Annotated in this window: 10 protein-coding genes and 2 pseudogenes; 9 read left to right on the forward strand and 3 right to left on the reverse strand. The window is 73.0% G+C overall.

Features of this window, described 5'->3' with window-relative positions:
• Positions 1-228 precede the first annotated feature (228 nt).
• The 9 genes and pseudogenes from BN1555_RS30035 (at position 229) to BN1555_RS30075 (ending at position 14336) form a co-directional block, all read left to right on the forward strand.
• Positions 229-1185 carry a cell envelope lipid trafficking protein PgfA gene (locus tag BN1555_RS30035; RefSeq protein WP_093802282.1) on the forward strand — a complete coding sequence of 319 codons (957 nt, stop codon included), beginning with the start codon at positions 229-231 and terminating at the stop codon, positions 1183-1185.
• 338 nt (positions 1186-1523) lie between these two features.
• Positions 1524-2750: a glycosyltransferase family 4 protein gene (locus BN1555_RS30040; RefSeq protein ID WP_093802283.1), complete on the forward strand. Its 1227-nt coding sequence runs from the start codon at positions 1524-1526 to the stop codon at positions 2748-2750.
• A gap of 64 nt (positions 2751-2814) precedes the next feature.
• Positions 2815-3492, forward strand: a complete 678-nt coding sequence (locus tag BN1555_RS30045; RefSeq protein ID WP_093803739.1) for a class I SAM-dependent methyltransferase — start codon at positions 2815-2817, stop codon at positions 3490-3492.
• 22 nt (positions 3493-3514) lie between these two features.
• Positions 3515-7800, forward strand: a pseudogene (locus BN1555_RS30050) (alpha-(1->3)-arabinofuranosyltransferase family protein).
• 80 nt (positions 7801-7880) lie between these two features.
• On the forward strand, positions 7881-9401 hold the full coding sequence (locus BN1555_RS30055; RefSeq protein WP_255306250.1) for a condensation protein: 1521 nt from the start codon (positions 7881-7883) through the stop codon (positions 9399-9401).
• On the forward strand, positions 9398-10192 hold the full coding sequence (locus tag BN1555_RS30060) for a class I SAM-dependent methyltransferase (RefSeq protein WP_255306251.1): 795 nt from the start codon (positions 9398-9400) through the stop codon (positions 10190-10192). The genes BN1555_RS30055 and BN1555_RS30060 overlap by 4 nt, the downstream gene beginning before the upstream one ends.
• Positions 10193-10195: 3 nt before the next feature.
• Positions 10196-11101, forward strand: coding sequence for a DMT family transporter (locus BN1555_RS30065; protein ID WP_255306252.1), 906 nt, complete (start codon positions 10196-10198; stop codon positions 11099-11101).
• Positions 11098-11343: a Trm112 family protein gene (locus tag BN1555_RS40770; protein ID WP_255306253.1), complete on the forward strand. Its 246-nt coding sequence runs from the start codon at positions 11098-11100 to the stop codon at positions 11341-11343. The genes BN1555_RS30065 and BN1555_RS40770 overlap by 4 nt, the downstream gene beginning before the upstream one ends.
• 750 nt (positions 11344-12093) lie before the next feature.
• Positions 12094-14336 (forward strand): annotated as a pseudogene (locus tag BN1555_RS30075) (serine/threonine-protein kinase).
• Between the two features lie 141 nt (positions 14337-14477).
• On the opposite strand, the gene BN1555_RS30080 reads toward BN1555_RS30075, so the two are convergent.
• The 3 genes from BN1555_RS30080 to BN1555_RS30090 are packed head-to-tail and all read right to left on the reverse strand — an operon-like array spanning position 14478 to position 19792.
• Positions 14478-16577, reverse strand: coding sequence for a serine/threonine-protein kinase (locus tag BN1555_RS30080; RefSeq protein WP_093802285.1), 2100 nt, complete (start codon positions 16575-16577; stop codon positions 14478-14480).
• Positions 16574-18895: a protein kinase domain-containing protein gene (locus BN1555_RS30085; protein WP_093802286.1), complete on the reverse strand. Its 2322-nt coding sequence runs from the start codon at positions 18893-18895 to the stop codon at positions 16574-16576. The genes BN1555_RS30080 and BN1555_RS30085 overlap by 4 nt, the downstream gene beginning before the upstream one ends.
• 3 nt (positions 18896-18898) lie before the next feature.
• The gene (locus BN1555_RS30090; RefSeq protein ID WP_255306254.1) at positions 18899-19792 is read right to left on the reverse strand and encodes a protein kinase family protein; all 894 of its coding nucleotides are present in this window, start codon (positions 19790-19792) and stop codon (positions 18899-18901) included.
• Between the last annotated feature and the right edge of the window lie 184 nt (positions 19793-19976).

A 19976-nucleotide genomic window follows, 5' to 3' on the forward strand; every position in this document is an offset into this window, starting at 1 on the left:
CTGCCTCTCAGTCGATGAGGTCTGTCACCCAGCGCGCCGGCCCGGTCCGGCGCGGTCAGTATGCGAGGCGCATTGACAGGTGGTCAAGCGCCACCTAATTTCGCCGTTCACAGCAGTGTTACTCCCGGGTAAGCAGCTCATCGCCCCGGACAGGCTGTGACCCGTGCGCGCGGCCCTTCCCGCACAGCCCTGAACTCCCGCATCTCGCGTCCGTATCGGAGTACCCGCATGCGTCGTTCAACATCACCTTTTCCCCTGCTGTTGCTGGGTGTCGGTGTCTTTCTGCTGGTGCTCACCCAACTGCTCGCCTGGTACGTGGAGCCGCGTGCCAAACGCACACCGACCGATGTGAACTCCACGACGGTCTTCGAGGGGCGGGGCAGCTACTTCGACACCGGGTCCGTTTCCAGGATGGACGACCAGACGATAACGATCACCCGCCGGGTGCTGGGGGACGTCGCCGGCGGTGAGCGCAGCGGAAAAGCGATCTGGGACGTGTCGACCCAGATCGATACGCCGAAGACGCTGCCGCTGGCCGACCCGCGGAAATCCCTGCAGTGGACCACGGAACGCTGGGTGACCGACCGCCGGACGAACCTCCCGGTGCACTGCTGCGAGGAGAAGCCCGGATTCGAGGGCGAGGCCTACCTGAAGTTCCCGTTCGATGTCGAGAAGCGCACCTACACCTGGTGGGACAGCACCCTGGGTGCCGCCGTGCCGCTGGAGTTCGAGGAGGTCACCAAGATCAATGGGTACGAGGGCTACCGCTTCGTCGGCACGGTCAAGGCCACCGCGACCGGTACCCGTCTGGTGCCCGGCGTGCTGGTGGGCAGTGCCGAGCCGGGTCAGGTGCTGGCCGAGGAGTGGTACTCCAACGCGAGGATCGAGCTGACCGTGGACCGGCGAACGGGTCGGATCATGAACGCGCTGATCGCGCCGAAGAAAACGCTGCGGGCCCCGGGATCGCGGAAGGACGCGGTCACCCTGCTGTCCAGCAAGCGGCTGGAGTTCACCGACGCGACCCGGCGCGAGCAGGTGAAGCTGGCTTCCGAAGACGGCGGCCGGCTGAAGCTGCTCGGCGAGACCGCGCCCCTGGGGGGCGGGGTCGTGGGCGGCCTGCTCGCCGCCGTCGGCGTCGTGCTGCTGATGCGCGGCAGCCGACGGCCGGAACACTCAGGAGAGTGACAAAGCGGCGGCTGACCGGTGCCCCGAACTTGTCACCCGGTTGAGTAGCCGGAACGACTCGCCTGAAAGAAGACTGAGGTTACCCCCCAGTAAGAGCAAGGTGCCGGTGTGAGCGGGCTCCTGCCCTCAGGAGTCCGCCGTCGGCCAGGTGCTGAGACGACCGCACATCCACCGTCCGGCGCCGCAGTACCCGCAGTACCGCAGTGCCCGTAATGCCCGTGTACCCGCAGTACCCGCAGTACCCGCACACCGAGCCAGCCAGCCCAGCGCTTCATCCCCGGAAGCCCGGCCATCCCTCACCCGCCTGCCTCCCGCAGCCGCCGAGTTGGAGCACCCCTATGCCCCAGCGCGCGTCCGCTCTGCCCCTCGGTCAGAAGGACTCCCTCTCCGTCCCCGCTCGAGCCCGCACCGGCAGCCATGTCGCCGACTCGCTCGCCGCCGACCCGTACCTCGCATCCCCCGGGACACCACTACCGCGTCGGATCACCTTCCTCGCCCGCCGTGACCTGGCCAACCAGGCCGCCGGCGGCTCGGAACTGCTCATCGACCGCATAGCCGAGGGCCTGACCGCCGACGGCCACGAGGTCACGCTCGTGTGCGGCGGCCCGGCCGCCGAACGCGGCTACCGGGTGGTCTCCGCGGGAAGTGACGCGAGTCACTTCCTGCGCGCCAGGGCGATCTTCGCCCGGGAGGTCGGCGACTGCGACCTGCTGGTCGAAGTGTGCAACGGCATGCCGTACTTGGCGCCGCTGTGGCATCGCGGACCAACGTTGTGCCTGGTCAACCATGTGCACACTGATCTTTGGCAGATGCGTTACCCGGGTCCGGCAGCACGGCTCGGACGCAGGCTGGAGCGCTGGGCACTGGCAGGTACCCACCGCGACAACCTGATGGTGGCCGTCTCCGAGTCGACCGCCTCCGAGCTGCGCGGCATCGGCGTGGCCGCGGACCGCATCCGGATCGTCAACAACGGAGTCGAAGACCCCGGCGCGCTGGTTCCCGAGGCGAAGGAACCGCTGTTCCTGGCCGTCGGCCGACTGGTGGAGTACAAGCGCATCGACCTGCTCCTCAGGCTGTGGGAGCGGGTCCGCCCTGTCACCGGTGGCCGGCTTGTCATCGTGGGTGACGGCCCCGAACGGGAGCGGCTGGAAGCCGTGGCAGGCCCCGCCGTGACCTTCGCAGGCCGGGTGCCGGAGGCCGAGAAGCACCGGCTGATGTGCGAGGCGTGGCTACTGCTGCACCCCTCCCTCGTCGAGGGCTGGGGACTGGTCGTCACCGAGGCGGCCGCCCGGGCCACCCCCGCGATCGGTTTCGACGTACCCGGCCTGTGCGACTCCGTCGAGGACGGGAGGACCGGGGTGCTCGCCCGGGGCGAGAGTTCGTTCGCCGCGGCGTGGTGCGCCCTTTCCCTCAGCACCGACCGGCGCGCGGCCATGGGACGCGCCGCCGCGCATCGCGCCACGCGCTTCCGCTGGAGCGCGACGGTCCGCCAGTTCCAGGCCGTCGCCGCCGAGGCCGCGGCGCTCGCCGCCGCCCCGGGAGGCGCCGGGAGCGACCGTGTCTGAGACCACCGAACGCGGATTCAAGGATCCGTCGCTGAAGCGGTCGACCGCCCTCTTCCGGGCGTTCATGCGCGAACAGAGCGATCCCGAGCGGTGCTACACCCTGCTGGCCCGCGACTCGGTCGCACAAGTGGCACGTCACATCGACCTGACCGGCAAGATCGTCGTCGACATCGGCGGCGGCAGCGGCCACTTCACCGAGGAGTTCCGCCGCCGTGGCGCGCAGAGCTACCTCTTCGAGCCCGAACTGCGGGAGCTGAGCGCCCGCGGTCCGGTCATCGAGGACGCGGTGCTCGCCGACGGATATCTGCTGCCGCTCGCCGACGGGGCGGCGGACGTGTGTTTCTCGTCCAATGTGCTGGAGCACGTGTCGGACCCGCGGACGTTCATCAGCGAGATGACGCGGGTCACCCGTCCCGGTGGGCTGATCTACCTGTCGTTCACCAACTGGCTCTCCCCCTGGGGAGGTCACGAGACCGCGCCGTGGCACTACCTCGGGGCCGACCGGGCCCGCGAACTCTACACACGACGCACCGGCCGCGAGGCCAAGCACACGCTCGGCGAGAACCTCTTCCCCGTCCACATCGGTCCCATCCTCCGGTACGTCCGTAGTCGCGACGACGTGCAGATCGCCACGGCGCGCTCCCGTTACTGGCCATTCCTCGCGAGCGCGATCACCCGGGTGCCGGGACTCCGCGAGATCGCCACCTGGAATCTGCTGCTGATTCTCAGGCGAAGCCCATGAGCATGCGAAGTGAGGAACGGTCATGACCACTACGGTCCAGGCGCCCGCCCGGGCGCCGCAGCCCGGCCCGACGCCGTCGGAGGCGTTCGGCGAGCCGCGCGGACGACGCCTGCTGTTCGGCTTCTGGGCCGTCGTGCTGGCGTCGTTCCTCGCGGTGTCGCCGGGGAGGATGACGTTCGAGACCAAACTCGGCGTCGCCCTCGACCCCTGGCGCTTCATCGGCGACCTCGGTTCGCTGTGGAACGGCAACGTGGGCCTCGGCGGCATAGCGAACCAGTACATCGGCTACGCCTTTCCCGCACTCCCTTACTACGCGTTCATGGACCTGCTGCGGGTTCCGGTGTGGCTGGCCGAGCGGCTCTGGCTGTCGATCATCGTGACCGCCGCCTTCTGGGGTGCGCTCAGACTCGCCGAACGGCTGCGCGTGGGTGCGCCCGCGACCCGGGTCGTCGGTGCCGTGGTCTACGCGCTGTGGCCCACCTTCACGATCGTCATCGGATCGACTTCCGCCGCCGCGCTGCCCGGCGCCCTCCTGCCCTGGGTGCTGCTGCCGCTGACCTCCGCGACGCTGAGCCACCGGATGGCCGCCGCGCGTTCGGCCCTGCTGATCCCCTTCATGGGAGGCGTGAACGCCGCCTCCACGCTGGCCGCGCTGCTGCCCGTGGGGCTGTACCTGCTCGGCCGCCCGCCCGGCCGGCGCCGGCGCGCGCTGCTGGGCTGGTGGATACCGGGCGTTGTGCTGGCCACCGTCTGGTGGGTGGCGCCGCTGCTCCTGCTCGGCATCTACGGCGAGGACTTCATGCCGTACGTCGAGCAGGCCGACACGACCACCGCCACCATGTCCGCGACCGAACTGCTGCGCGGCGCCGGTAACTGGGTGGCCTATCTGAACTTCGGCGAGGCATGGCTGCCGGCCGGCTGGACCGTCGCGACCTCCGTCGTCACCGTCCTCGGTTCGGCGTTCGCCGCGGCGCTGGGGCTGGCGGGCCTGGCCCGGCGGGACCTGCCGGAGCGCCGCTGGCTGCTGCTGACCGTCCTGGCCGCCGTTCCGATCACGCTCGCGGGATACGGCGGAGCCTTCGGCGGTCCGTTCCACGGTGTCGTCCAGGACTGGCTGAACGGGCCGCTCAAGCCGTTCCGCAACATCTACAAGTTCCAGCCGGGACTGGCGCTCGCGCTCGCTCTCGGACTGGCCCATCTGACGGCCGTGCTCTCCGTGGGCAGAGGTTCCCGCGCACCCCGCGGTCGGCGCCGGGTGCCCGCGGCCGCGGCGTTGCTGGTACTGCCCGGCCTGGCGCTCCCGTACGTCAACGGCTCGATCCTGCAGCCGGGGGCGTTCACCAAGCTGCCGACCCACTGGGAGCGGGCCGCCGGCTGGCTCAAGGCCAACGCCCCCGACAGCCGGGCACTGGTCGTTCCGGCGACGGCGCACGGCATCTACACCTGGGGTTCCCCCATCGACCAGCCGTTCGACGTGCTGGCCGAGACCCCCTGGGCCCAGCGTGACTTCGTCCCCTTCGGTACTCCCGGAGCACGCCGTATGACCGACGCCGTCGAGCAGGCGCTGCTGTCCGGCAGCGAGGTTCCGGGCCTCCGGGCGTACCTGGCGCGGGCCGGCATGCACGAGGTGGTCGTCCGCAACGACCTCGACCCCGACCAGATCGGCTACGTCCCGCCGCAGACGGTGAAGCGGACCCTGGAGTCGTCCGGCTACCGCAAGGTCACCGGGTTCGGCCCGCTGGTGACCGGCGGACGCATCGCCGCCGACACCCCGCTCCAGGTGCAGGGGCTCTACCCGCGGCTCCAGGCCGTGGAGATCTACCGGCCGCAGGACCGCGACGCGCGGCCCGGCAGGGTCGGTGTCTCGGCCGTGGCCGACACGGCCGTCGTCAGCGGCGGACCCGAGGCGCTGCTCCAGCTGTCCGCCGACCCCTCGATGGCCGGGCGGCCGGCCGTACTGGCCGGGGACAGGCTTCCCCGGGGAGTCGTCGCGCCGGTGAAGGCGGTCGCGGACGGGCTGCGCCGAGCCGACACCCGGTTCGGCCTGGTGAACAACAACACCTCGTACACCTACACGGCGGACGAGCGCAATCACTCCGGCAGTCTGCAGAACCCCGGGGGAAGCCCCAGCAGATCCTGCCGCGGGAGGGCACCGGTCATCAGACGACGGCGGTGCTGCGCGGCGCCGAGTCCGTGACGGCGTCCAGCAGTGGCAACTGGCTGTTCCACCTGCCGCAGTACGACCCTGTGAACGCCTTCGACGGCAACCCGGACACCGCGTGGGCCGAGGGCAGCCCGGGCAGGCCGGCCGGCCAGTGGCTCAAAGTGGATTTCTCCCGGCCGACCGACATCCCGGCCTCCATCCAGCTGACGCCCCTGCCGGGCGACGCCATGCGCGCGGCGCCCACGCACGTGCGGATCGAGACCGACCGCGGTTCGGCCGAAAGCCCGCTGCAGACGAACGGTCTGCCGCAGACCGTCAAGGCTCCGTCCGGCGAGACGTCCTGGATGAAGATCACCGTCGTTGCCGCGCAACAGGCGCGGCCGGGCCTGTCCGGAGCCGGATTCTCCGAAGTGTCGGTCCCGGACGTGCAGGTGACACGCATGCTGGTGCTGCCTGCCGACGCGGAGCGCACCGACGCGGCGGCGAGCGTGTACTCCCTGCACAGGGGCACCGACGCGGGCGGCTTGTCGCCCGTATCGGCCGAGGCGGGACTGCACCGGCGGTTCAGCACCCAGGAACCGGGCGAGTACAAGGTGTCGGCGCGGGCCGTCGCCGTAGCCGGCGGCCCGTTGGACGAACTCCTGGACCGTTCGGCTCCCGGATCGAAGAACCGGGTGACGGCCTCCGTGGACTCCACCAGCCGCAACGGCACGTCTCTCAGCGCCCGCAACCTGGTCGACGGTGATCTGACGACCGCCTGGACAGCGGGCGACCGGCCGGTCGTCCACCTGAGCTGGCCCGGGAAGAAGAAGATCGACGAGATCATCCTCGTGCCCGCGGGCGGGGTGTCCACCCGGCCCGAGCAGGTAACGATCAGCTCCCCGCACGGCGCCGCCGTGGCTGACGTGGACGAGAACGGACGGGTCCGCTTCCCTGCGGTCAAGACGAACCGGCTGGACATCACCATCAGCAGGGCCGCCCCGCTCACCGTCCACAATCCGGTGGCGAACGCGCAGTTGCAGCTGCCGGTCGGGCTGAGCGAGGTGCATGTTCCCGCACTCGCCGATCTGCGGGTGCCGCGACCCAAGCCGTCCGCGCGCTTCTCGCTGCCGTGCGGTGAGGGCCCGGACCTCGCTGTGGGCGGTGTCCTGCACAAGACGAAGGCCTCCGGACTCGTCCGGGACCTCACCGAGCGGCGTCCCGTCACCGTCGCCCTCTGCGCGGGGGAGGAGAAGGGCGGCACCCTGGAACTTCCGCGCGGCGACCACGAGGTGGAGGCGGGTGACGCGGGGCCGCTGGCGATCACCGACGTCACGCTGACCCGGGGCACTCCACAGGAGACGGCGGGAGCGGCGGGTCGCGAGGCCACTGTCACCAGGTGGACCGACGACAGCCGGACCGTCTCGGTGTCGGCCGGCGCCGGCGAGGCCACGTACCTGCGGACCTACGAGAACGCCAACGACGGCTGGAAGGCCACCCTGGACGGCACGGAGCTGCAGTCGGTGCGTCTTGACGGCTGGCAGCAGGCCTGGGTGATCCCGGCCGGGGCGTCCGGCACGGTGACCATGGAGTTCGAACCCTCCACGGCGTACCGGGCAGCCCTGACCGGCGGTGCGATCGCGCTCGCAGGGCTGGCCGCCCTGGCCTTCGTGGGCCGCCGGCGCGACGCCGGTGGAACCGGCGGGAAGCTGCCCGAGCCGGCGGCTCCGGGGATGCTGCTCGGGACGGTGGCGCTGACCGCGGTCGTCGCGGTGGCGGCCGGGCCGCTGGCCCTGGTCGTGCCCGTACTCGCTGTGGCGGCGCGGATCCGTCCGGCCGTTCTGGTGCCTGCCGCGGCGGCGGCGATGGCCGCAGCCGGCCTCGTCGCGGCCCTCGGCGCCGGGGAACCGGTCGCCGCGGGGGAGGGCGCGTTCAGCGGCTCCGCGCAGGTGCTCGCGCTGGTGGCCCTGTCCGCCGCGCTGGTGACGGCGGTGAGGCCGGTGTCCGTGGACGCCGGGCGCGAACAGGACGACGGGCACGAGGACCACGACGTTTCCGAAGCGCCGGAAGCCGGACCGGTGGTCACGGCCAGGCCGCGAAGCACCGGCGACGGGCACCGGTCCGAACCGCCCCTTCGGCGGCCGGAAGGCGGTGGCCCCTCGTGATCGCGCCGTGGGCCGCCGCCGGGAGGGGGACCGCACCCCCTCCCGGCAGGGTCCGGATTCCCTTTCCGACCCCCGACGAGGTGTCGCGGCACTGCCTCAGCGACGACGAGCCCGAGAGCGTACACATCGAGGTCCACCTGCCCGGACGGCTGGACCCGGCACGGCTGAGGGCCGCCTTCCGGCAGGCGCTGCTGGCGCACCCCAGGGTGCTGATGCGGGAAGTACCCGGCCGTCGGCACCGGCGGTCCTTCGCGTGGGAGCTGACCGGTCGGCCGGACAGTGATCCGGTGAGGTTCGCGGGGCGGGGCCCCGACGCGTTGGCCAGGGCCCGGGCCCGCGCCCTGAGCGAATGCCCGCCGCTCACCCTGTCGCCGCCGATGCGCCTGGAAGTCGTCGAGGCGGACAAGGGAACGGCCGTCCCGGAGCCGTCGGCGACGGGCGTGGCTTCCGAGACCGGGACCGTGCTGCTGCTGACGACGCATCACACGGCCCTCGACGCGCCGTCGGGGCTGCGGGTGCTCGCCACGACCGCCGAACAATACGGCGGCGTGGCCGGCCCCCCGGTCACCGGGCGAGTCCGGCCGGGGCGCTCGGGCCCGGCTCCGAGCGGGACCGGCCGCACCGTACGTACGCGCCCCGTGCGCGTCGCGCCGGACTCCCGTCCCGGGCAGGTACGTGCCCGGGACGTGGGCAACGGCATGCTGCAGGCGGACCTGCCCGTTCCGCGGCGTGCGGCGCGGAACGGAGGACTCCAGCCCTGGACCGTCAACGACCAACTGCTGGTCGCCGCATCACTGATGGTGGGCCGCTGGAACGTCTTGCAGGGCCGGCCGGCCGGTCCGGTACGGATCACGATGCCCGTGGACGACCGGCCGCGCGGCCCGGAGATGCCGATGGGCAACGGCACCCGGCTTGTCGAGGTGGCCATGGCCCCCGAGGACCCGCGCGACACGGACCTGCTGCTCGGCGAGCGGCCGGACCCGGCAGCCGTGGACCGGTTGCTGCGCACCACGGCTCGGCGCACCCACGCGCTGAAGTCGGCCCGTGGTGCCCCCCTGGGTGCCGGGGCGGGTCTGCTCACCGCACCGCTGCTACCGGTTGGCATCCGGGGCGTGCTCACCCGTGGCGCACGGCGGGCGGCGGCGTCCTGGACGTCGACGGTGCTGGTCACCAACCTCGGACGCGTGCCGTACGCGCTGGACTTCGGCGACGCCGGCCGGGCGACAGCCGTGTGGTTCTCCGCACCGGCGCGGATGCCGCGCGGGCTGAGCGTGGCGGCGGCTTCCACCGGCGGGCGACTGCATGTGACGCTGCGCTGGTCGCGGGCGCTGCTCGGTGACGCGGCCGGCGCGGACCTGGTGGGCCTGTTCCAGGAGTCGCTGTCGAGGACGTCTCTCACCCCGGCCGGGGCGGATGCTCCGGGGGCGGGGCGGGGAGCCGGAATCCGGGAGGCGGACGCCACCGCCGCGGACGCCGAGGCGCCCGCGGACCGGAATCAGACATGGCCCCCGGGCGGGCCGTACCCCCGCGACCCACCGCATCCGGACCCGACACCACGTGGAGCCCGCTCCACCCAGGACAACCAGAAGGGGCCATCATGACCCTCTCCGCCGGCGGCTCCGCGGCACACGGGAAGCCGCCCGAGCCGGCGGTGACTTCGCCGGGCCGGCCGGTCCCCGGGCTGCGGGACTTCTACGAGAACCCCGCCGTTCCCGTCGCCTCCGGGGAAGCCCGTACCCTGCGCCAGGCCCGGATGCTGGCCGATGCGCTCGGCCCCGCGGGGCCCGGCCGCCCGGCCGCCACCGTGCTCGACGTGGGCTGCGGGGACGGCTCGGCCGGCGCGACCGCGGCCCGCGTCCTGGACGGGCACCGCGTCGTGGGGATCGACTGGTCGCAGGACGCGCTGCGCCGGGCGGCGCCGCGCCTGAGCCAGGTCGTCCGCGGCGAACTGACCGGCAGCGGGCTGCCGTTCGCCTCCGGCAGTGCCGACGCCGTGCTGTTCAGCGAGGTCGTCGAGCACCTTGTCGACCCCGACAGCGCCCTCGACGAACTGCGCAGGGTGCTGCGACGCGGTGGGCACCTGATGCTCTCGACGCCGAACCTCGGCGCCTGGTACAACCGCGCCCTGCTGCTCGCCGGAGTCCAGCCGGTGTTCTCCGAGGTGAGTCTGCGCCGCATCCACGGCAGACCGGGCAGGGAGGTGGTGGGTCACCTGAGGCTGTACACGGCGCGTGCGCTGCGCGAGTTCGTGGCGGCGTCCGGGTTCGAGGTGGTGGCGGTCGCCGGTGCGCCGTTCCACGGAGTACCGCGCCCGCTCCGCCCGCTGGACCGCCTGGCCTGCGGGCTGCCGTCCCTCGCCTCCATCCTCCTCGTGCATGCGAGAAAGGTGTAGTCCGTGGTGTGGGGTGTGGTCGCCGCGCTGGTGGCGAACGTCCTGTACAGCACCGGCTTCGTCCTGGAGAAGCGGGCGCTGGCCGGCATGCCGCCGCTGAGCGCCGCACAGCCGGGCCGGGCCCTCGTCCTGCTGGCCTGCAGGCCCTTGTGGATCTGCGGGGCCACGGCGCTGGCCCTGGGGTTCGCCGCGCAGCTGGCCGTCTACCGCACACTGCCGATCGCCGCCGCCCAGGGCTTGTTCCTGTCCGGTCTGGTCCTCCTGCTGGTGCTCTCGTCGGTGGTGCTCGGTGAGCGCCCCTCCGGCCGTGAGCGGCGTGCGGTAGGTGTCATCGGTCTGGCGCTGGTGATGGTGGTGGCCTCGCTGCACGGGACCAGCGAGGAGATCAGCCGCAGCGCGCCCACAGGCATCCTGCTGGCACTGTGCGTGCCGACCCTCGTGGCTGGGCTGGTGCTCTACACGGCCGCGGAGCGGCGCGCCCGCCGGCGCCATCGGCAGCCGACGACCGGGCTGGCCTACGCGGTCGCGGTCGGTCTGATCTACGGCGTCAGCTCGCTCGCCGTCAAGGGCGTCTCCGGGCACCTGGACACCTCGGACCTCCCGGGCTCCGTGCCAGCCCTGCTCGCCACCCCGTACCCGTACCTCCTCCTGCTGACAGGGAGCAGCGGACTGGTGCTTTCGCAGACCGCGCTGCAGCGCTGCCGGGCGTCACTGATCGTGCCGGTGTGCTCGACGGTGACCTGCGTGTTCACGATCGTGAGCGGCACGATCGCGTTCGACGAACCGCTGCCCGAGGACTCGTTGCGGCTGTTACTGCGTCTCGGCGGCACCTTGCTCGCACTGACGGTCCTGCTCATCCTGCCGCGACACGACGCGGACACCCCCACCTCCGAAGGAACCCGTTCATGAAGCCTGACAGCCCGCTGCTGAAGATTCTCGCCTGCCCGCTCGACAAGGGCCCGCTGATCCTCGAGGAGGCCGGGGGCGCCCTCTACAATCCGCGCCTGCGCCGCCGCTATCCGATCGTCGACGGCATTCCGCAACTGCTTCCTTCCTCCGGTGTGCCCGCCGTCGAAGAGGAACCCACCGTCGGGAACAGGCATGACGTGTCCGCCGGACCCTCCGACTCCGCCGGCGGGGACCGCGCCTAGCCGCTCCCGGACGCCGCGGGACGAGCCGTGCCGGCGTTTCGCCGCCGACGGCCGGACGGGCCACGGCGATCCCTGCCGCCTCTGCGGCGCCGGTGTGCGAGCGACCGGCCGAGCGCCGCACCATCCACCGGGTCCACCAGGCCGGCTCCGGCACGAACGGGCCGGCGGTCGCAGGTGGAAGAGGGGTGGGAGTACGGCCGGGGTTGTCCTTGCGGAGGTGGGTGGGCACCAACAAGGGAAATCCGAACCGCCAGGTCCGGCTGGGCCTCCTCGGCCAGGTGCGGCGCTGGGACAGCAGACGGGGGTCCGGCCGCACCGAAGGACCGGCACGCGTCGGTGCCGCAGGGTGGGCGAAGGCGGCCGGCGGGTTCTCCGTCTGCTGGTGGTGCACGGGGCACCGGCCGGCCGGCCGGGCGAAGCGGCGGCTGCCGAGCCGTTGTGAGCGATGGTCCGGGAACGGCCCTGGACTCGGTCCGCCGGCGAAGAGGTCGCCGGCCCTTCTGCTCCGGCCCGTGCCGGCGGGGTTCCGCGTGGGGCGACGGGCCGCGGAGTGCGGTGTTTCCACGACACGGTGAAGCCCGTCGTGCTCCTCTCGGCGGGGCTTCGTCGTGGGCGGCACGGAAGCGGCCCCGGCCTCCCCGTTCGTCACCCGCTTTGCTCTGCCGTACCGCCCTGTGGCTAGTTTGTGTGCAGGACAGGTACGCAGGCCCGTGGTGGCAGAGGTGCACGGGGGACGGAAGGTCGGGAAGAGTGTCGCTGCGCGTAGGTGACCCAGCCGAGATCGGCGGCTATCCGCTTGAGGCGCGGCTCGGCTCGGGGGCATGGGTACGGTGTTCCTGGCCCGTACGAGTTCGGGGCGGCCTGTCGCGATCAAGCTGATCCACCAGCAGTTCGCGGGGGACGACGAGTTCCGCATCCGTTTCCGGCAGGAGGTGGCGGCCGCGAGACGGGTGAGCGGCGCGTTCACCGCCGCCGTGGTCGACGCCGCCCCCGAGGCCGAGCAGCCGTGGATGGCGACGACCTATATCGAGGGGCACACGCTCGCCCAGCGCATCGCCGCGAAGGGCCCGCTGGACGGGGCGGAGCTGAAGAGGCTCGCCATCGGTCTGGCGGAGGCGCTGCGCGACATCCACCGGGTGGGGGTCGTCCACCGTGACCTGAAGCCCTCGAACGTCGTGCTCTCGCCCGAGGGGCCGCGCGTCATCGACTTCGGCATTTCGCGCGCCGTGGACCAGCAGACGCTGACGATGACAGGGCGGGTCATCGGTACGCCGCCCTTCATGTCGCCGGAGCAGCTGCAGGCGCCGCGTGGTGTGGGGCCGCGGTCCGATGTCTTCTCGCTGGGGACGCTGCTGGTGTACGCGGCGACGGGCCACGGGCCGTTCGACGCGGACAGCCCGTACATGACGGCGTATCAGGTGGTGCACGAGGAGCCGTCGCTGGGCGCCGTACCGACGGCTTTGCGCGCGGTTGTCGAACCGTGCCTGGACAAGGAGCCCAAGGAGCGCCCTTCGACGGACGAACTCCTCGTGCTGCTGCGGGACCTGCCGGCCGACCTCGGCGGGACCGACGCGAACGGGGCCGGAGCGGGCCGCACCCGCGACATGATCACCCAGCATCACCTCGCGACGCGGGCCACCCCGGTGCCGGCTGCCCCGGCCACCGCCCCGGCCGGTCCCGGTACAGGGAGCACCGGCACCCCCGTCGGCCGCCGCCCGCGCAGCCGATGGCGGCCCGTGCTCGCGGCCGCGGTCGCGATGGCGGCGATCGGCGGGGGAGTCGCCGCGCTGAAGGCGGACGGCTTCGGGGAGAGCGGCGGCGGCGACAAGGGAGGCAGCGTCGCGGCGCCGGGTGCGGCACTTCCGCACGGCTTCGAGCCGTGGCGCACGACCGTGCGGGGCGGTCGCCAGGACATCCCCGACGAGCTGCGTTGCGTCGCGAGCGGCGACGCGTTGTTCTGCGGGGGCGGCGGTGTGGTCGCGACCCGCATCAGGACCCTGGACGGCTCGCGGGCGTGGACGGTGAAGAGCCCGGGCGTCCCCGTCCAGGGCATGCACCTGGTGGGCGCCACCGACGACACGGTGCTCGGTTACCGCTTCGCCGCCCAGGACGCCCCGCAAGGCCCTTCCAGTGAGGTGGTGGCCATCGACGCGGACAACGGCCGGGAGCTGTGGTCCGTGCCGTCCGGCGCCCAGTCGCAGGCCGTCACGGGCCGGACCCGGGACGCCGTTGTGGTCGGCTCCGCCGTCGTGACGGTCGACGCTTCCCACTCCCGCTTCGAGGCCCGGGAAGCGCGCAGCGGTGAGGTCACCTGGACGACGTCGTTCCCCGAGGGTACGCAGTGCGCTCCCGTCCCGGCGGGCCCACGGCTCCTCGCGATGTGCGCGACGGACGCGGAGGTGGACGCCTCAGGAGTGCGCCACCCCACCCTGTATCCGGTCGACCGCGCCTCGGGGACACTGGGCGGGCCCATCGCGGTTGACGGCCCCGTCGTGCCGATGGGCGTCGCCGACGGCAGGCTCGTACTCCTTCAGGGACACGTGGAGGGAGCGGCGCTGGTCGGCTACGACGGGGTGGCGCGGGTCGACCCGGCCTCGCGGAAGGTCACGTACTCCCGGCTGGCCAGGACATTCGCGGGGACGCCCGGCATGGCGGACGGCACCGTCTACGTGAGCGGGCAGACCGGTCTCGTCACGGCGTTCGACGCCGCGACCGGCCGGAAGAAGTGGTCGCGGCAGACGGCCGTGGAGGGCGCGTCGGGTCCCGTGGCGGGAGCGGGCGCGGTGTATTTCAGCTCGGCCACCGGCCGGGTGGTCGCGCTGTCGCCGCACGACGGCGAACCCCTGTGGACCACAGATCCGCAGGCCGACGGTCTGACGGGCGAGCAGGGCGCGAGCGCGCGCGTGACCGTCGCGGGGCGTGCGGTGGTCGTGGCCGCGGCCAAGAACACTCTCTTCGCCTTCGACGCGCAGAAGCCGCCGACGTCGGGCTGACCCCGGCGGCCACCCCGCTTCGGCGTCCGGTCCGGGAGCCACCGCTCCCTCCGCGCCCACCGCGCGTCAGTCAACGGCACGACCGGGCCAACGACCGGATGATCCGGACGGAACGTCCAGGTGCGGCGGCCGGCGGGCGGCTCAGAACACCGGCAGGGCCGTCAGGGAGTGCGAGTCGTGGAAGAAGACGCGGTTGCCGCCGGCCGCGAGGCCCCAGCGGCTTCCCTCGCCCTCCCTGTACACCATGCGGGGGTAGCCCGTCGTCAGGTCGAGGCCGCTCACCTGCGGCGAGAGCTCGTCCGTGTCGACGGTCCAGACGCCGGAGCCCTGGGCCCGCAGGGGGCCGTTGCCGCTGCCCATTCTCCAGACGTCCTTGCCCGTCCTGGGGTCCAGGCGCTTGGGCCAGTTGTCGTGGGCGGCGAAGAGCATGCCGGGATAGGCCGTCGGGCTGCGCCAGGGCTGAGGGTTGCCGAGATAGTCCTCGCCGGCGGGGACCGACCACCGTTCCTTCCCGTCGCCGATGTCCAGCGCGGCCAGCGTCCGGCCGCCCAGGTAGACGACGCCGTCCTGGTGCGCGGGACGCAGGACCTCGTCCGACTGCTCGGGACGGTCCCAGACCTTGCTGCCGTCGGTGGTGTCGACGGCGAGGACGTCGCCCTCGGCCGTGCAGAGGACCAGGCGGCCGGCGGCCGCGATGCCCAGCGGGTGCACCTTCGTGCGGAGGTTCACGGTGACCGGGGCCGTCCAGCGGATCTTCGCGTCGGAGCGGCCGACGGAACGCAGGCGGCCGTCCCGGGTGGCGACGTACACCGCCTCGCCGTCCTCCGCCAGGAGCGTGCGCGCATCGGCGCGGGCGGTCCACTTGGGGGCGCCGGTGGAGGGTACGTACGTCCGTAGCGTGCCCTTGGCGTCGACCAGGGCCACGAGGCGGTCGGACAGGGAGAGGTAGCGGCCCGACGGGACGGCGGCCGGGGCCCGCCAGCGCTGCTTGCCGGTGGCCATGTCGAAGGCCGCCACTCCGCCCGCCTTCGCCCCGATGACGACCACGTCGCCCACGGGCAGGGGTGCGGGTGTGTCCGCCGCGACGACCGGCAGGGGGCCCCACAGAGGCTTCGGGGCTTCGCCGACGATGTACTTGCCCTTGTCCGGGTCGAGCGGCTCCGCCTCCTCGGCCTGCACGGCCGGAGGGATGCCGAAGGGGTCCGACGCCCCCTTTCCGTCGGTGCCGGTGCCCGCTTCGGAGCTGTCCCGCAGCCACCACCACGCCCCCGCGCCGCCGCCCGCCACGAGGACCGTGCCGCCCGCCGCGAGAGCGGTCAGCGCGCGGCGGCGGGAAACCGGGCGGGGCCCGTCGGCCATGGTGGTCGCGCGCTGGACATCCGTCTCGCGCGTCTTGATGCCGGCCGCCAGCGGGCCGCTCCGCCAGACGCGGTCCGCGCCCTTCGGCGGTGAGAAAGCCGCCGCTATCTGTCCGGGAGCCGGGCGCAGGTCCGCGTCCTTCGCCAGGCAGGGGGTGATCAGGGACCGGAGTTCCGCGGGTACCTGGCTCAAGTCCGGTTCACCGTGCACCACTTCGTACTGCACGGCCGCCACATGGGCTGCGTCGAAGGCGCGGCGGCCGCTCGCCGCGTACACGAGGACGGCGCCGAGCGAGAAGACGTCGGCGGCCGGGCCGACGCGCCGGCCGAGGACCTGTTCCGGGGCGCCGTAGCCGGGCGTGACGGGGGTCTGGCCGGTGGTGGTGAGAGTCAGGCCGTGCTGGGGGCGGGCGATGCCGAAGTCGATGATGCGCGGGCCCGACGACGTCAGCACGATGTTCGGGGGCTTGAGGTCGCGGTGGATCAGACCGGCGGTGTGGATGTCGTAGAGCGTACGGGAGAGCGCGTCGGCCAGGGCGCGTACCGTCGGGCCGTCCATCGGGCCGTACGCGCCGACGGCCTCGTCGAGCGTCGGACCGGCCAGGAACTCGGTGGCGATCCACGGGCGCCCGCCCTCCGTCTGCGCGCCCAGCACCCGCGCCACGCCTCTGCTGGTGACGGCCTTCGCCATCTCGGCCTCGCGTACGAACCGCTGCGCGAGGTGCTGGTCGTGGGCGAGTTCGGGGCGCAGCACCTTCACGGCGGCGGGGCGTCCGGTGCGGTCCTGTCCCAGGTAGACCTTGCCCATGCCGCCTTCGCCGAGTACGCCGAGGAGGCGGTACGGGCCGAGGCGGATCGGGTCACCGGTACTGAGGGGCTTCATGGCTGCGCTTTCCAGAGGGTTGTCGGACGTGACGGACGTGACGAGGGGCAGCCTGCTGCCGGGGCCACCACGGGCCGGCTACTCCAGGGGTACGCCGAGATCAGCGGGCCACCGAGGGCGAAGACGACCCGGGCGCGCTCATGGGCGAGGAAGCGGGTCCCGGAGGTCTTGTAGGTGGCGGTCGTCGTATGCGTGGAGACGTCGATCCGCCGGAGGCCCGAAGGCCCCTTGCTGTACACGTACTTCCTGCCTGCTGCCGGGGGATCGGTGAGGTCCGCCCGCGCGCCCTCCCCGCCCTTCTCCTCCCAGCGCACCCGCCCGTCGGCCGCACCGACGGCGACGAGTCCCCGCTTGTCCTGCACGGCGTACACCACACCGTCCTTGAGGGACGGCGGCCCGAAGGAGGCGTCCGGGCGGCTCCTGGCGAGGGTCCAGGCCTCCTTGCCGTCGGCCAGACGCAGGGCGCGCAGCGGGCCGAAGCCCAGATAGACGTGCCGGTCGTCCACGGTCAGCAGGTTCCGGACCAGATCGGGCTCGGTGTCGGTCGCGGGGGCGGACCACAGGGGCCCTCCGGTACGGGAGTCGTGCACCGTGAGCCGGACCTTCCCGGCGGACGTCTCCTGGAGGAGCACCAGCCGGTTGCCGACGACCCGGCCCGCGAGGAAGTGCGGGCTGTCGGTCTCCTCCTTGCGGGGCGGGAGGGGGCGGCGCCAGCGCTCCGCGCCCGACCGCATGTCGACGGCCACCAGATACCAGGACTGGCCGTTCTGGTAGCCACCGCGTTTGTATCCGCCCGTGCCGCCGACCAGATACAGCATGCCGTCGGCGCAGCAGACCAACTGGCCCTCCTTGTGCAGGACGTTGAAGTCCGGGAAGGTCTGCCGGGGCTTGGCCGTCTTGCCGGTGGCCGCGTCGACCGAGTCGACGACCAGGGGTTTGACCTGCCCCTCGACGCCGAAGAACTCGTGGTCGGGGATGCGGAAGATCTGCTTGCCGTCCGTGGTGACGCGCCACGCGTCCTCGACGTCGCCGGTCGTCCAGGCGCCCTTCCCGGTCTTGGGGTCGACGGCGGCCAGCCCCGTGCCGATCGTCAGCAGGACGTGGTCGCCCAGGACGGCCGGGAAGGGGTCGGCCGCCGGGTAGACGCGGAGGGTGAGGTCGTCCACCGGGGGGATCTGAACCTGCCAGAGGTAGTCGCTCAGCGGCTTCTCCGAGGCGGTGGGGGAGGCGGAGGTACTGCTCCTGGCCGGTTCCGGTCCATCCCCCGTCCTGCCTCCCGGGTCCTTCGGGCCGAGCCACGCCCACGCGCCCGCCCCCGCCGCCGCGACGCCGAGGACCGAACTCCCGCCCACCGTCAGGAGTCTGCGGCGGGTGAGGGCCGGGGCGCCGGAGGCCGGGCCCCGGGTGGTCCCCTCCGGTGCGGGGAGCCGGTAGGGCTGGTACTGCCAGACCTCCGTCGCCCTGCGCCCGATGTCCGCGAGCAGGAGGTCCGGCAGGTGGTCCGCGAACTCGCCGTGGCCGTCGTGGAGTCCGGCGGCGAGCTGGGCCGTGGTGGGGCGCTGGGCGGGGTCCTTGGAGAGGCAGCGGATGAGCAGGGGGAGGAGCGGGGGCGGTACGTCCGCCAGGTCCGGCTCCGCGTACCGGACGCGGTAGAGCAGGTCCGCGGCCTGGCCGGTGCCGAAGGGGCCGCGGCCCGTGGCGGCGAAGGCCAGGACGCCCGCGAGGGCGAACACGTCGCCCGCCGGGGTGTGTTCCTGGCCCGTGGCCTGTTCCGGGGACATGAAGGCGGGGGTGCCCGTCGCTGCTCCCGTACGCGTGAGGCGTTCGTCGCCGGCCGCCTGGGCGATGCCGAAGTCGATGATTTTGGGGCCGTAGGCCGTGAGCATCACATTGGACGGCTTCAGGTCGCGGTGGACGACGTCCGAGGAGTGGAGTTGCGACAGGGCCCCGGCCAGGGCCGCGCCCAGCGCGCGGACCGAGGGCTCGGGCAGGGGACCGCAGAGGGTGACCGCGTCGTCGAGGGGCGGGCCCAGGACGTACTCGGTGGCCAGCCACGGGGTTTCGGCGAGCGGGTCGGCGTCGACGACCGTCGCTCCGTGGTGGCCGCCGATGATGCGGGCCGCGTCTGTCTCCAGGCGGAAGCGGGTGCGGGAGGCCGGGTCCGAGGCGATGCCGGCGTGCATCGTCTTCAGCGCGACCGTGCGACCGCCGGCGGAGCGGGCCAGGTAGACCGTGCCCATGCCGCCGCTGCCCAGGCGGGCCGTCAGGCGGTACCCGGCGATCCGGGCGGGGTCGTCGTGGGTGAGGGGGGACAGCATCGGTCAGGACGTCCTGGGGGGCAGTGGGATGCGGAGTTCGGCGGCGAGCACTTTCGCGGACTGGTGGGCCACCGCCGCCACCACCCGGCCCGGCAGCCAGCCGGGTGCGAGGAGCGACGCGGCGGAGCCGGGCACCGGCGAGGCGGGGGCGGACGAGGACGGGGAAAGGGAGTGCAGGACCTCGGCGGCGGTGGGGCGTTCCGCCGGGTCGCGTGTCAGGCAGTGTGCGATCAGGGAGCGCAGGGATTGGGGGAGTTCGGCACGGTCCGGGACCGTGTGACCCGTCGCGGCGTACGCCAGGACCGCGCCCAGTGCGTAGAGGTCGCCCGGCGGGCGCGGGCGGCCGCCCGATGCCTGTTCCGGTGCCAGGCAGCCCGGGTCAAGGCCCGGGAGACCGGTGCGCCGGACGCCGTCCGGGGCCGCCGCGCGGGCCGCGCCGAAGCAGGCCAGACGCGGGCCGTCCCCGGCGAGGAGCACGGCCGCGGGGGACAGGCCGGCATGGGTGATGCCCGTGGCGTGTGCGCCCGCGAGCGTTTCGGCCAGGGCCGCGCCCAGAGCTCGTACGGTGCGCTCGGGCAGGCGGCCGCCGTGGACTGCCAGGGCCACCGGGAGCGGCAGCGCGGGGAGGTACGGCGAGGCGTACCAGGGGGCCGCGGACGGGGGCGAGAGTTCGGAGACGGGGGAGACCCAGGGGCCCAGCAGGCGGCGGGCCGCGTCGGCTTCGACGAGGAAGCGTCCGGGGTCGGCCGTTTCGAGGGGGGAGCTGATCAGTACCGTACGGTCGCCGTCCGCGCTGCGCGCGACGAACCGGCGCTGGGGCACGGGCGGTGTGCCGGGGCCGACTGGATCAAGGCGGGTGATCAGGTGGTACGGGCCGATCCGGCGCGGGGTGTCCACGCGCGGTCGTTCTGTGTGTGCTCGTTCCACCTGTGGATCCCCCGGGCCGGTCTGAAGTATCAGGAGCCTACTCATGCGGCCGGTCCCGCCCGGAGGGTGGTCGGCCCGGCTTACCCGGGGAGGGTGTGCCCGGCGGGCCCACGGGGCAGGTCCCCGGCCGCACCAGGAAATAGGCACGCGCCTG

This window comes from Streptomyces sp. Wb2n-11 (genome assembly GCF_001049855.1).
GTDB lineage: Bacteria > Actinomycetota > Actinomycetes > Streptomycetales > Streptomycetaceae > Streptomyces > Streptomyces altiplanensis.

What these genes read in the sequence shown, in the direction of transcription:
- BN1555_RS30035 (WP_093802282.1), top strand. Translation starts at nt 229, where the DNA reads ATGCGTCGTTCAACATCACCTTTTCCCCTGCTGTTGCTGGGTGTCGGT.
- BN1555_RS30040 (WP_093802283.1), top strand. Translation starts at nt 1,524, where the DNA reads ATGCCCCAGCGCGCGTCCGCTCTGCCCCTCGGTCAGAAGGACTCCCTC.
- BN1555_RS30045 (WP_093803739.1), top strand. Translation starts at nt 2,815, where the DNA reads ATGCGCGAACAGAGCGATCCCGAGCGGTGCTACACCCTGCTGGCCCGC.
- BN1555_RS30060 (WP_255306251.1), top strand. Translation starts at nt 9,398, where the DNA reads ATGACCCTCTCCGCCGGCGGCTCCGCGGCACACGGGAAGCCGCCCGAG.
- BN1555_RS40770 (WP_255306253.1), top strand. Translation starts at nt 11,098, where the DNA reads ATGAAGCCTGACAGCCCGCTGCTGAAGATTCTCGCCTGCCCGCTCGAC.
- BN1555_RS30080 (WP_093802285.1), bottom strand. Translation starts at nt 16,577, where the DNA reads ATGAAGCCCCTCAGTACCGGTGACCCGATCCGCCTCGGCCCGTACCGC.
- BN1555_RS30085 (WP_093802286.1), bottom strand. Translation starts at nt 18,895, where the DNA reads ATGCTGTCCCCCCTCACCCACGACGACCCCGCCCGGATCGCCGGGTAC.